Source organism: Chitinophaga sp. 9-1-y, assembly GCF_059511905.2.
Map to the genome: position 1 here is coordinate 1,507,052 of NZ_CM197955.1, position 13,793 is coordinate 1,520,844.

The 13,793-nt window shown below is 45.0% G+C and carries 12 protein-coding genes; 5 read left to right on the top strand and 7 right to left on the bottom strand.

Annotated features, from left to right (window positions below; translation table 11 throughout):
- Nucleotides 1-13: 13 nt before the first annotated feature.
- The 4 genes from AC5ZC7_RS05945 (at nucleotide 14) to AC5ZC7_RS05960 (ending at nucleotide 3,933) form a co-directional block, all read left to right on the top strand.
- Nucleotides 14-1,573: a RagB/SusD family nutrient uptake outer membrane protein gene (locus tag AC5ZC7_RS05945; RefSeq protein ID WP_496160511.1), complete on the top strand. Its 1,560-nt coding sequence runs from the start codon at nucleotides 14-16 to the stop codon at nucleotides 1,571-1,573.
- Nucleotides 1,574-1,601: 28 nt separating this feature from the next.
- Nucleotides 1,602-2,276, top strand: a complete 675-nt coding sequence (locus tag AC5ZC7_RS05950; protein ID WP_496160510.1) for a fasciclin domain-containing protein — start codon at nucleotides 1,602-1,604, stop codon at nucleotides 2,274-2,276.
- A 23-nt stretch (nucleotides 2,277-2,299) separates the two neighbouring features.
- Nucleotides 2,300-3,289, top strand: a complete 990-nt coding sequence (locus AC5ZC7_RS05955; protein ID WP_496160509.1) for a hypothetical protein — start codon at nucleotides 2,300-2,302, stop codon at nucleotides 3,287-3,289.
- Nucleotides 3,290-3,507: 218 nt separating this feature from the next.
- Nucleotides 3,508-3,933: a hypothetical protein gene (locus AC5ZC7_RS05960; protein ID WP_496160508.1), complete on the top strand. Its 426-nt coding sequence runs from the start codon at nucleotides 3,508-3,510 to the stop codon at nucleotides 3,931-3,933.
- Between the two features lie 262 nt (nucleotides 3,934-4,195).
- Here AC5ZC7_RS05960 and AC5ZC7_RS05965 read toward each other — a convergent pair whose 3' ends face one another.
- From AC5ZC7_RS05965 to ggt, 4 genes are all read right to left on the bottom strand, one after another.
- Nucleotides 4,196-5,242 carry a hypothetical protein gene (locus tag AC5ZC7_RS05965; RefSeq protein WP_496160507.1) on the bottom strand — a complete coding sequence of 349 codons (1,047 nt, stop codon included), beginning with the start codon at nucleotides 5,240-5,242 and terminating at the stop codon, nucleotides 4,196-4,198.
- Between the two features lie 6 nt (nucleotides 5,243-5,248).
- Nucleotides 5,249-5,671: a hypothetical protein gene (locus AC5ZC7_RS05970; RefSeq protein ID WP_496160506.1), complete on the bottom strand. Its 423-nt coding sequence runs from the start codon at nucleotides 5,669-5,671 to the stop codon at nucleotides 5,249-5,251.
- 3 nt (nucleotides 5,672-5,674) lie between these two features.
- A complete protein-coding gene (locus AC5ZC7_RS05975) occupies nucleotides 5,675-6,205 on the bottom strand; it encodes a DUF1572 family protein (RefSeq protein WP_496160505.1) in 531 nt (176 codons plus the stop codon).
- Nucleotides 6,206-6,319: 114 nt separating this feature from the next.
- Complete coding sequence (gene ggt, locus AC5ZC7_RS05980; RefSeq protein WP_496160504.1) at nucleotides 6,320-8,026, bottom strand: gamma-glutamyltransferase; 1,707 nt, start codon at nucleotides 8,024-8,026, stop codon at nucleotides 6,320-6,322.
- 160 nt (nucleotides 8,027-8,186) lie between these two features.
- On the opposite strand from ggt, the gene AC5ZC7_RS05985 reads away from it, so the two are divergent.
- Nucleotides 8,187-10,724, top strand: coding sequence for a M14 family zinc carboxypeptidase (locus tag AC5ZC7_RS05985; protein ID WP_496160503.1), 2,538 nt, complete (start codon nucleotides 8,187-8,189; stop codon nucleotides 10,722-10,724).
- A 69-nt stretch (nucleotides 10,725-10,793) separates the two neighbouring features.
- Here AC5ZC7_RS05985 and AC5ZC7_RS05990 read toward each other — a convergent pair whose 3' ends face one another.
- The 3 genes from AC5ZC7_RS05990 to mltG form a co-directional block, all read right to left on the bottom strand.
- The gene (locus tag AC5ZC7_RS05990; protein WP_496160502.1) at nucleotides 10,794-11,402 is read right to left on the bottom strand and encodes a redoxin domain-containing protein; all 609 of its coding nucleotides are present in this window, start codon (nucleotides 11,400-11,402) and stop codon (nucleotides 10,794-10,796) included.
- Between the two features lie 144 nt (nucleotides 11,403-11,546).
- Nucleotides 11,547-12,515, bottom strand: coding sequence for a YhjD/YihY/BrkB family envelope integrity protein (locus AC5ZC7_RS05995; protein ID WP_496160501.1), 969 nt, complete (start codon nucleotides 12,513-12,515; stop codon nucleotides 11,547-11,549).
- 135 nt (nucleotides 12,516-12,650) lie between these two features.
- Complete coding sequence (gene mltG, locus AC5ZC7_RS06000) at nucleotides 12,651-13,703, bottom strand: endolytic transglycosylase MltG (protein WP_496160500.1); 1,053 nt, start codon at nucleotides 13,701-13,703, stop codon at nucleotides 12,651-12,653.
- Between the last annotated feature and the right edge of the window lie 90 nt (nucleotides 13,704-13,793).

A 13,793-nucleotide genomic window follows, 5' to 3' on the forward strand; every position in this document is an offset into this window, starting at 1 on the left:
AAAAGCAGCAGTTATGAATTTTCTTAAAAATATATGTGCAGTAGTGGTAACGGGATTGGCATTATCGCCGTTCGTATCCTGTAAGAAGTTACTGAATCAGGATCCTATCAACTCACCTTATAATACGGTTTTCTGGCAAAACCAGCGGGATGCTGAACAAGGCGTAGCGGGCGGATATGCATTAATACGCAAGGCATTGACTACGAATACAGACTGGGATCAGAATCTGTCGCATTTTGCGTATGGCTCTATACCAGCATTTGAGTTTACCGACTTCAACTTATATGATGTGCGTGCACTGGTAAAAGGGGGAGATGGGTTTAATACAGCTGATTTTATAGGTTCTTACCTGGATCCTTATCACAACTGGTCGCCTTATTATAAAATAGTGACGCAGGCGAATATTATGTTGCATAATATTCCTAACATCCCGGATGCTCAGTTCACAGATAATGCTACCCGTACGCGTAATCGTTTCCTGGGTGAGGCTTACTTTATACGTGCGTTTGCTTATTTCTACATGGTGCGTATATGGGGAGATGTGCCCCTGGTAACCAAATATGACGAAGATCCTGCACGTGCAGTGAATTTGCCACGTGTGAATGAAAAAGCGGTATTGGACACCGTGATTGGCGATCTCCGCAATGCTATCCGTTTATTGCCAATGGCTTATCAATCAGGTAGCGAGAGAGCGGTAAGAGCCAACAAAGGGGCTGCATTGGGTTTACTGGCGCATGCATACATGTGGAGGAACTTTCTGAATAAAGGCCAGGTAGCGTCGGATTTGACCAATGCTATTGCTGCGATAGATTCTGTGGCGAACAGCGGACAATATGATTTGCCGCCGGCGACAGAATATCCAAAAATTTTTCATGGAAAGTCAACAGAGGGTGTATTTGAAATCAATATGCAGGTGGGAAATGGGGAACAACAGGTGGCAAAAGGTTTCTACTATTACATCTTGAAAACGCCGTTTATCCAGAATAAATTGAATAAATCTGATGCTCCTAATATAGATCTGATCAGTGAATTGTATGATTGGGATACGGCTGATGTTCGCCCTAAATATTACTTTTCGAGTTTGAATGCAGATAACCAATACAATGCGGTGATTTGCAAATTTGCCGGACCTAACGGAGAGAATATCAACTACAGAAATCCGGGCAATTTTACAGATCCTGCGGTTGACGCGAATATCATTATCATGCGCTATGCGGATTTATTATTGTTGCGCGCCGAAGCTTATGCCGATCAGGGAAATATGGGCGCTGCGTTGCTGGATATTAATAAAGTAAGGGATCGTGCACATGCCACCACATTGACGGCCGATGATATAGATGATATTAAAAAAGAAGTGTCTCGCGAACGTACCAGGGAATTATATGCAGAAGGGCAACGCTGGTATGACCTGGTTCGCACCGGTTTCCTAACTGAGCAGGATATGAACGCCGGGAGTAGCTTTCCAAAAAGCCGGTATGATGCGGGTGGTTGGAAGTGGCCGGTAGGACGCGCCTTGTTTCTCAATAACAGCGTGATTACCCAAAATGATTTCTGGTTGGGTAAAGTGAATTAACATTTTGAACTTTTTTAAAAGCATCGACATGAAAAAACTGAAAATATGGGATAAGTCTGCAGGATGGGCGATAGTGCTGATCGCACTCCTGTTTACAGCCTGCAAAAAAGATGACCATTTCATTGGTGGTAGCCCCACTAATGACCATACGGACCTTACGACCTATGACTATCTGAAACAGAATCCGCTTTTTGATACGCTGATATTGCTGATTGATAAAGCAGGATTAAAAGAAACCATTAATAGTAATGTCACCTTTGTAGCACCGACTGACTACGCAATTAAGGCATTGTTAGCTAAACGGACAACCGCGTTACAAAAGGCGACCAATGATGAAAACGTTAAATACACGCTTGATAGTTTGAAAGCACCGGAGTTAAGGGATTCACTGTCGGCATATATTTTTAATGGGTCTATTGTAAGAGCAGATCTTTCATTGGACGCTAGTTTCTATCAGAATAAAGTAGGTGAACCGTTTTATTTTAGACTTGTAAAATCTACTGATTTTTCTGATGTTTTATCTGCTGGTGTACGTTACATGACGGTTGCCAAGATTATTAATGGTCTTGATCCGGATCCGCTGCCGGAAAAATATCCTGATGATGACAAAGATAAGATCAATGTATTACAAACCAGTGGCATCATCACTAAAACCGGGGTATTGCATGTACTCGAAAATCGTCACGTGTTTTACTGGAAATAATGATCATCAAAAAACTTAAAAGTATGTTTGACAAATATAATTTGAAAAAATTGCTGGGAGCAGCAGCGCTACTAGGTGTGCTGGTGGTAGGGTGTAAGAAAATCGATGAAGGTTTTTTGAGTGATGAGTTGTACGTGCCAGATTCACCCATTAAAATAGAACGTGGTACCCCTTTCCAGAAAACTGCCGCTATCCTGCCGGATGGTAGTACACGCCCAATGAGCGTGAAACTGTTGGACGTCCGCAGAGCAGATACCAAGAAACATGCGGATGAATTTTTTAAGCAATATCCCGTGTGGGTGTATAATGCAGCAGTTGATCCTGCTGTAGATACTACCATTGAACAGGTGAACAAAAAGCGTGAGAAAAAAACACTGCAGCCGTTTACATTTCTGGAAAGCGGGCAGTTTGTATTTAATGGTGCTACAGATAGTTTACCGGTGGATGTAAATTACGAGTACGATGTAGAAGTATCCAACGTTACCGGATCAAAGGTGTATAAGAATATTGGTAAAATGTTCACCGTTGACGGGCCATTGCTGACTGATACGTCTACTGGTTGTAATTTGTTCCCGGATGATGGTTCTAAAACCGTGCCCATGCCGAAACCTAGTATGACCATCACGCGTGTAAGTGAAAGTGGTAATTCTGTTATCTTAAAATTAGCGGATAAGAATGGCAATGCATTTAATCCAAAGAAGGGAGAAATTATTAAACGTGGTGATCGCCCTATTTTTGAGAATTATGCACGGTTTCATCCGATAGAGTACACCGATACTTCCATGATTTGTAATTTTGAGATTGCACCATTTCCGCTGAGCAGATATTACGCCAATGGAACCCAATGGAATTTCCTGATGTATTATCGTCTTCCTTCGGCTTTCTTATCAGTAGATAATAGCCTGACAACCAAGATAGGCAGTGTGAATCCTATCATATCATTCCGTTTGATGAAAGCAGGAACTTATTTGGTGGAGATTAGAATGCAGAAAACAACAAAGACAAGTAAGTAGAATCGTTTATAGAACGTTGATATAAAAAGAGGAAGAGACATTATTATGTCTCTTCCTCTTTTTATAAAGATAACTTGCTACTTTAATTACTTCAATTCCTAAAAAAGATTGTTAGCTAAATCATGGGCCGGATCGCTATATTTAGCTTAAGCCTATCTTAATTTTGTTTTATTTGATGATCAGTTTAACTTAGTTAATGAGAAAAGACAGTAAGTATTATGTTTAAAGCTTCCTATGGAAATATTGTATGGTTTATATTGATTAAGTATCTTGTATACTATCTTGTATTTACTATCTTGACTTATGACGCCTCCAGCGTATCTACATCTGTAAGTATAGAAGGAGTTATCTTTCTTGTATTGATAATGTTACCACTTCCGATATTAAATATTTTATTTTTATCGGCTCCATTATACTACGCTTTTAAAGTTCCTTTGATCTACTTTATTGTAATTTTGTATGGGGTGTTGGTTGGAGAGTATTTTATTTTTACCCAGTTGACTTCTCAACGTCATATTGATAAGTACGGTGTGATAAATGGCTGTATAACGATTGTGGCATTTACAATTTCTTTTTATAGAAGTTTTCCAAAGATCAGTAAAAAAGGCAGTGATGGTTATAATGAAGAGTATACCGGAGAATGATTGCATAAATTATAGTAGTACATTTTAATCTTTCTGTTGGGTATAAATTTAGTAAAAACTCCGCAAGCAACCTTGCGGAGTTTTGCATCCGTTTAAGTTTAAGGCTTTTAATGAACGAGTCAAGTGTATAAAAAACACTCGTTATACTACAGCTTGGAGATCGGAAGGGGTTAGACTATTTACCACGTTTTCTAATGACTTTTTATTATTGATATTTGTAAATTCATAAACGCTAAAGAAGGAAGTGCTAGCGGAAGAAGCATTATAAAACATTATATTCCTTCAGAAACCGCTGCAGCGTTGTCATATCCTCCTGCAAATGCAAGGCCGATACCACCGCCCTGTTCACCACCGGACTATGTGGCTGTGGATAAGGGAAACTCGAAATAATCACATCCCGTTCCAGCAGATATTGCACAATAGCTTCTCCCTCTGGTAATATGAACATCGGTAATCCATGCGGATTATGTACCGCCGAACCGGCCGTCAGGTGTAGTAAATAAGCAACATTTTGTTGCAGTGATCTGCGCATTTTTTGTATTAACTCACCGGCATGTAGCCAGGCGTATACATTGGCAGGCATCATGGGCGTGCTGCCCGCATGTAACGGTTGTTTTTTTAATGCCATGATATCGGCCGCATGACCCGCCACTACACCGCCTTGTACGCTATAAGCCTTGGCCAGCGAGGCGGTGAGCAGGTAACGTACGGGTGGTAATACCGGTAAAAAATGAATGCTGCCTTCTCCGATGGGTCCTAATATGCCAATACCATGAGAGTCATCGGCAATGACCAACACTTTGCGTTGCAGGGCTTCCAGCCAGTGAAAAGAATGAATAGTACTGGTAAGTGGATTCACGGTATCCGTAACTATCACGAAGTGATGGTCCGGATGTGTATTTATTTTTTCAATGGTTTGGGTGATCCAGTCTTCCCGGCTGAGTGATGGAAGCGCCACTGCAGGATGCCATAAGGAAGGGTGGGTGCCGGGAGCATATAATAATTCTCCGCGGCTTGCGCCATATTGTACCGCGGCCTGTGAGGCCAGGTAGCCGGAAGAGAACACTGTTGCTGCCTGTTGATGTAGCAGGGTACACAACGCATGTTCTATCTCTTCGTATATCGATAACCGTAAGTTGCCTGCCCTGGAAGAAGGGAATACCGTACCATACTGCTCTATGCCCTGTATCAGCAGCGCTTTGAAGGCCGGTAACTGATGCAGGCCCAGGTAAGCGAAACCGGAGAAGAACAGGCAGGTGCGGCCTTCCTGTACTACTGTTCTGCCTGGGGTATGGTGGGTAGACAACATAGGCCTTTATTCTTTTTTAGTACATAAGATAAACTGGAAATCTGTAGAGGTGACCTGCATGTCGAAATAGTCTTCCGTTAGTTTGGTAATAGTCACGAGGTTTTCCACTTTACGGTCTCCATTTTTCGCCGTTACAGAAATCATGGCGCCATTGCTGAGGATAAAGTATTTACCGGTATCTGATTTATTGGCGATGGTCGCTACAAAAACATTATTGTCGAGGAATTGGTAGTAGGCATCGCGGTAGTAGCCTTTTTTCAGATCTTCGGCCTGGATATACTGGGTGTTGCTGATAGGAGATTCCGGTGGGATTCTCACATCATATACCCGCCACTTTTTGTTCATCAGCAGGTCGTTGGCTTTTTTACCCTGGCAGGCAGAGAGCACCAATAGTGTTGTAATAACGGTGAAGGCAATACGTATTTTCATGAATTATTTGTTCCCTGTTTTTGCTTTATTATAGGCTTCAGATCCACCTCTGGGGATGGACAGGCTTTCCCACTGATCTTTCAGGATCATTTTACCAATGTACACGATTTGTCCAACATGATAAGGTACATGTGCCAGTTGCCGGTTAATGGCATCTATCACGATATGTGGCTCATTGCGGATGAAAACGGTTCTGTCGAGGTCTGTTTCCTGCAGGCTGCGGATGGCATTCATCATACAGTCCCAGCCCGTGTTCCACAACTGTCGCAGTTCTTCGGCCGTTTGGTGGCTGTCTTCAAACTCCAGGTCCCTGTTACGGTTGGGCTTTTCTCCATCGGTGGTGAGGAAGTCGGTCCAGCGTGATAACATGTTGCCATGCAGGTGTTTGATGATATGGGCAATACTGTTAGGCTGTCCTTCCGGTTGCCATTGCAACTGTTCGCCGTTGAGTCTTTCTATGGTTTTAAGACCCAGTTGGCGGTGTATTTCCAGCCGTTGTAATGCACTTTGTAAATAAATAGATTGGATAGACATGATCCGATTTTGTTGTAGGGAGTTATATCTCCCAAAAGTAAAAGTAAACAAAAAGTCAGGCTAATAGTCGCTTGCTAACTGCTAACTGCTAAAAGCTAACTGCTAATAGCTTTCTCAATATCCGGCGGCGCCGTCATCCCCGCGCTTATCCGCAGCGGCTTCCAGGTAGCGGCTTTCCGGCGCCCGTTTGATGATTTCGGTACGTCCTATAGGGCCGCGTTTTACCACTTTATAGCCCATATTCTGCATGGTTTGGATGGTGCTGTCGGGGAAACCAGGTTCCACGGCGATTACATCCGGCAGCCATTGATGATGGAATTTGGGTTTGTTGATGGCTTCTGAAGGCGACAAACCAAATTCCAGTGTATTCATTAAGGTTTGAAATACAGAGGTGATGATGGTGGATCCGCCGGGAGTACCCAGGGTGTATAATACCTCGTTGCCCTGGAGTACCAGGGTAGGGGTCATAGAGCTGAGCATGCGTTTGGCGGGTGCAATGGAATTGGCTTCTGTGCCTACCAGTCCGTACATATTGGGAACGCCGGGTTTTACGCTGAAGTCGTCCATTTCATTGTTGAGCAGGAAGCCGGATTTACCTACCACGGTTCTGCTGCCGAAGTGGCCGTTGAGCGTGGTGGTTACAGCAACAGCGTTGCCGGCTTCGTCGATGATACTGAGATGCGTGGTCTCCTCGCTTTCCGGGAAAACGCCTGCTTTGGTTTGCTCACTGGAGCCGGCTTTGCCCGGGGTGAAGTCCTGCATGCGTGCTGCCAGGTATTTTTTATCCGTGAGTTTCGCTACGGGTACTTTTACAAAGTCCGGATCGCCCAGAAATTGGGCCCTGTCGGCATATGCCCGTCTTTCTGCTTCCACCATGAGTTGTATGGCCTGGGGCGACTGGAATCCCCATTGCGACAAGGGGTAGTTTTCCACCATGCCCATCAGTTGTTGCAAACAGATGCCGCCACTGGAGGGGAGCGGCATGGTTACAATCGTGTAGCCTTTATAGTTAAAGGCCACGGCGGTACGTTCTTTAGCTTTATAATTTTTCAGGTCCTGCAGGGTAATGATGCCGTGGCCGCGTTTCATTTCGGCTACGATGTTGGCGGCTGTTTCCCCCTCATAGAATCCGGCGGCACCTTTATTTCGTATAAGCGTGAGCGTATGTGCCAGCTCTTTTTGTATCAGCGTATCGCCGGCTTTCCAGGGAATATCTTTTACGAAGGCTGTTTTGGCGGTATTGAGTCTTTCGAAATCAGCTTTTGTTTCATTCAGGAGTGCGGCATCAGCGGCAGTGATCACAAACCCTTTCTCTGCCAGGCGGATAGCTGGGTCAATCAGTTTACTGAAGGGCAGTTTGGCGTATTTCATGGAGGCAAACAGGCCGGCTACCGTACCCGGGATACCTGCGGCCAGGTGGCCATCCAGGCTTAGCTGGGTGATGGGCTGGCCGAGTGAATCGAGGTACATATCGCGCTGCGCCTTTGCCGGAGCGGTTTCTCTGAAGTCGATGGCAATATTGCGCCCGTTTTTCAGGTGGCCTACCAGGAAACCACCACCGCCGATATTACCGGCGCCGGGGTATACCACGGCAAGCGCCAGTTGTGTGGCAATGGCCGCATCTACGGCATTACCTCCCTGCTGCAATATGATTGCACCCACCCGGCTGGCCAGCGGATGCGCCGATACCACCGCACCATGTAACACCTTGATATCTTTCTCAGTAGTGTAGTCGTATGGGTGTAAATCGTCTATCGTTTGTTGGGCACAGGCAGTATGAAGCATACATACCAGCAGCCCTGGCAGGATCAGGAAACGCATGGGTTATCGTGTTTGGGTCTAAATTAAGACATGCCCGCAACTATAGGAAATTAAAATATTTTAATGACGCTGGCAGGAGCCGGAAGATATTTTAACGCTTTCCGACACCTCCATAACCGGAAAACAATTCCTAACTTACGGCATCTAATCGCGGGCTTTTATGCGCAAATATCTATTACTGGCTTTCGCTATGCTGGGCTTTATGACTACATCAGCCCAGGTACCAACGCCTGATCAATTCCTTGGCTATCCCCTGGGGACCCAATTTACCCCACATTACCGGGTGGTGGATTATTTTAAACAGGTAGCCGCTACGGCTAAGAATGTGAAATTCGAGCAATATGGCGTTACCTATGAAGGCAGACCACTCATTATGGCTATCGTGGCCTCGCAAGAGAACTTTTCCCGGCTGGATGAGATCCGTCAGCATAGCCTGGACATGTCTAATGCCCGTAACAATACCACGGCCAATCAGCCGGTCATTGTATGGTTAAGTTACAACGTACATGGTAATGAAGCGGTATCTACAGAAGCAGCGATGAAAACGCTGTATGAACTGGTGAATAACGGGAATGCACAAACGCAGGAGTGGTTAAAGAATACGGTTGTTATCATTGATCCCTGTCTGAATCCCGATGGACGCGACAGGTATGTGAATTTTTACAACGCCAGCCGTGCCGTAAAACCCAATGTGAGCCCTTATTCCAGGGAACACAATGAACCCTGGCCCGGTGGAAGACCCAATCACTATTATTTTGACCTGAACCGCGACTGGGCCTGGCAAACACAAAAAGAGTCGCAGCAGCGGGTGGCAAAATATAATGAATGGATGCCACAGCTGCACGTAGATTTCCACGAACAGGAAATAGAGGCGCCGTATTATTTCGCGCCGGCAGCAGAACCTTTTCATGATGCCGTAACGCCCTGGCAGCGCCAGTTGCAGGTGATGATCGGTAAGAATAATGCGAAGTATTTTGATCAGCAGGGTTGGTTGTATTTTACCAAAGAACGCTTTGATTTATTCTATCCCAGCTATGGTGATACCTATCCGATGTACAATGGCTCCCTGGGTATGACCTATGAGCAGGGCGGAAGTGGCCACGCTGGTGTGGCAGTACTGAAAAAAGACGGGGATACATTAACGCTGTCTGACCGGATTGCGCATCACTATACCACTGGGATGTCTACCATAGAAGTAGCTTCGCAGAATGCGCCAAAAATTATCAGTGAGTACAACAACTATTTTATAGCAGCAGAAAAAGCGCCACAGGGTGGATATAAAGCCTACGTGGTAAAAGCGGGTGGTAATACCGAAAAGCTGAACACACTGGCGGAGCTGTTGCGCAAAAACAATATTGCTTTTGGCTATGGCGCCAATACAGGTACTGCTGCCGGGTTCAATTATTTCACCGGCAAAACCGAAACATTTACCATTGACAAAGAAGACATGGTGATCAGCATGTTTCAGCCACATTCCAATATGTTGCGGGTATTGTTTGAACCAGTATCTCACCTCACGGATTCTGTAACCTATGATATTACTGCCTGGGCTTTGCCTTATGCATACGGGTTAACGTCTTATGCGGTGAAACAGCCACTGACACCAGCTGCCGGTGCACCGGTGATGCGTAATAATACGGCGCTGATGGCACAGAAGCCTTATGCTTACCTGGCGCAGTGGAATAGTGTGAGAGATGTGAAATTCTTATCTGCATTATTGCAAAACGATATCAAGGTACGATTTACGGAAGCGCCGTTTACCGTGAGTGGGAAAGATTTCCCGGCCGGCACGCTGATCATTACCCGTTCCGGTAATGCCGGCAAAGGCGATCAGTTTGACCAGTACATAACTACCCAGGCCAACCGGTTTAAAATTACCCTGGATGCGGTAAGCAGTGGTTTTGTAGATAAAGGAACTGATTTTGGTTCCGACAAAATCAGGTTTATCAGAAAGCCCAATGTAGTACTGCTCGCAGGCGATGGCATTGGTTCACTGGGGGTAGGGGAAGTATGGCATTTCTTTGAACAGCAACTGGATTTCCCACTAACGGTGGTGAATCAACGAAATATGAGCGATATCAACTGGGAACAAACAGATGTGCTAATATTAACAGATGGCGACTACAAAGTATTTGGTGATAAAGCTGCCGCAGAGCGTTTAAAAGACTGGGTGAATAATGGTGGTAAGCTGATAGCGCTGGAAGGCGCCGCCGCACAGATTGCCGGTGCAGACTGGGGTATTAAGCTGAAGAAAGAAGAAGAGAAAGAGAAGGATAAAGAAGGTAAAGAAAAAGGAACTGCAGCCGATACCTACAATGCCCTGAAACCTTATGCTAACCGCGAAAGAGAGAGTATCAAACAGTTTATTCCGGGTGCTATTTATAAAGTACAACTGGATACCACACATCCTTTAGCTTTCGGTTATAACGGTTCCTACTACACGCTGAAACAGGATGCACACTTATACGAGTTTATAGAAAGCGGAGGCTGGAACGTAGGTGTGTTGAAGAAAGATAGTTACCTGAGTGGTTTTGTGGGAGCAGACACCCGGAAGCAATTGAAAGATGGATTGTTGTTTGGTGTGAAAGAGATGGGTAGCGGATCTGTGGTGATCCTGGCAGATAACCCGTTGTTCAGAAGTTTCTGGGAAAATGGTAAGCTATTGTTTAGTAACGCCGTATTCCTCGTGGGGCAATAGGGAAGATATTTTATACCAGGTAGGGGATGGCGGTATTTATCTCCCAACATTCACTACCTGGTAAATCACCTACAGGTTTCTTTTTATATTACAGCCTAAACTGCTGGAGCTGTTAACTGTAACGGCTTTCCCTGCCAATAGTTCATTGATGGCATTTTGCAATAAAGTTACTTTCACTTTTTCCGCGTTACCGGGGCTATCATCAATTCCTCCCTTATAAGCCAGCCGGCTGTTTTTATCAAAGAGATAGCATTCAGGGGTATGGTTGGCATCAAAAGCATTGGCTAGTACCGCGTTCATATCCACCACATAATACCAGGCGAAATTTTGTGCAGTGCCATACTTTTGCATAGCGGCATAAGATTCCCGGTCGTGGCGTTCCGCTTCATTGGAATTGACGATCACTACACCAATATTGTTTTTACGCGCCAGGTGACAAACGGCCTGGAGCCTGCTTTCATTGCGTATGATATATGGGCAGCTATTACTGCCAAAAATAACCAGCAATCCATTACTGCCTTTGGCACTTGCCAGGGTGATTTTCTTCCCGGAAATGTCCATCAGGCTTACATCAGACTTTGGCAGCAGTGCGCCCGGTTCCAGCGGTGTTTCTATGTTGGGCTGGAAAGCGCATAATGAAACGGCAATACAGGATAAATAAAAGCTGGCCTTGATCATAACAAATGTTTTTCAGGTCCTGATTAAATATAGTAAAATGCGGCAGTATCGTTTTGCTTTTCTGATAGCAAATAATCAAGTAAAATATAATAAAAAAATATAAAATAAAAATATCTGGTAAGTATAACACCCGTACCGGAATGCTTAAGATTGATTAGCAGACAGTTGCTTTTTTCTATCTTCTTGTCTTGCGTCACTGACGGTTCTGATGCTGGCATTGAGTTCAAAACCAATCAGGAGAATGAGGGAGTTGAGGAAAATCCAGAGCATGAGTACCAGGATGGTACCGATAGAGCCATAAATTTTATTGTAGTTGCCAAAGTTGTTAACAAACCAGGAGAAGCCCACTGTTACTACGATCATGAAAATGGTAGCCACCGTAGCACCAGCGGTGATGAACTTCCATCTGCGGGTAGTGGCGGCGCCAATACGGTACAGAAAGCCATTTACGGAGTAAAACAGCATTACAATCACCACCCAGCGGCCTATATCAATCAGGTTTCTGAGCCAGGTACTTTTAATGCCGATGTGGTTGAATACCCAGCGCAGGGTGGCACCCTGGGCAATAATCAGTGTTACGGTGATGAGCAGCAATACCACCAGGATAGCAGTTAATTGCAATGCAATCAGGCGATTTTGCCACCATTTTCTTTTGCGGAACCCTGCGCCCTGAATTTTGCTGAAGGAGCGGAGTATACCCATTACACCATTAGAAGAATAGAAAAAACCCATCAGGAAGGCGATAGAGAGCAATCCATTACGATGTGTATAGAGGAAGTCGTGGATCATTCCTCTCACAATCATATAGGTGTTGTAGTTAGGTGTAAGGTCTTCCGCCAGGTCGTAGAGGGTGGATTCAATGTTTTTTACCGGTACATAGGGTACGAGTGTAAACAGGAAGATGAAAAAGGGTGGAATGGCCAGCAGGAAGTTGAAGGAGATAGCCCTGGCGCGGTCGCCCAGGCCCCTGTTTTTGGTTTCCTGCCCGAAATGTTTCAGTACATCATATAACGGCAGCCCTTCAAATCCGGGAAGGATCAGGGTTTTGGTCCGCTCTACCAGTCGGCGGTAGGGGCGGGAACGAAAGATGATGTTTTCGGGTTTGAAAGCCAATGTTTAAGAATTAAAAATTACGAATTACGAATTACGAATTACGGATTGGTGGGGAGATAGCAGCGACGTTAATCTTCACGTTTACAATCTTCCCACCAATCCGTAATTCGTAATTCGTAATTCGTAATTCATATTTTAGAATCCTCTTTTATTCAATTCTGCCTGGTATTTCCGGGCATTCACCAGGTGCTCTGCGTAGGTGGCAGCGAAAGCATGATATCCGGAGAAATCGGACCTGGCACAGAAATAAAGGTAGTCTGTTTCCGGAGTATTTAAAACAGCGTTCAGCGTTTTTTCAGATGGGGTACAGATAGGGCCCGGCGGGAAACCTTCATAACGGTAAGTGTTATACGGAGAATCGTACAGGGTATGATTTTCCCGTATTCTTTTCAAACCGAAATCCTGCAATGCAAATTTCACCGTAGGATCTGCCTGCAGGCGCATGCCTTTACGGAAGCGGTTCAGGTATACACTGGCGATGAGTGGTTTCTCATCGTTTTTGTTACTTTCCTCTTCCACAATGGAGGCCAGTATGGTGACCTGGTTTTCGGTGAGGTGGAGTTTATCTGCTTTTTCCTTTCTTTCCGGTGTCCAGAATTCTTCTCTTTCTTTTTCCAGTTTTTTGAAGACGGTTTCTGCGCTGGTGTTCCAGTAAAATTCGTACGTGTTGGGGACTACTACACACATTACGGTGTTGGTATCCAGGCCAAACTGGCGGAGGTATACCGCATCGTGCATGAGGGAACGGAGTACACCGGAATCAGCTTCCAGGTTGGTGCTTACCTTTCTGACAAAATCGTCTTTGGTGCGTAGTTTATTGATCACGAGTACTACCGGTGATTGTTTACCAGAGCGCAGCAGGCGGGCAATATCGAAGTTGCTCATGCCCCTGGTGATTTTGTAGCGGCCGGCTTTAACACGGGAAGGATAGTCCATTTTTTGAGCTACCCAGTTAAAGCTGCTGCGGTTACGTATAATGCCCTGTTCTTCCAGGCCATCCAGCACATTGCTGTAGGTACTGTTGGTACGTATGTAGAAATATTTATTATCGCCGAATGCTTTGGTGTTGGGACCAAATACGCGGTAAGAAGTATATACCAGGGCTCCGGCGGCCAGGCAGCCGGCTATTACCAGTATCCGTCTTATCCAGATGGATTTTGCGCTGGATGCTTTGCTTTTTTTAGCCATAGATAGTATTGGTCGTTACAAATGAGCGAAAGTCGTGATGTGTAAGGTTCTTCAATATACTCGTCAGTCGCCATTAAAAAAAACCTCGCT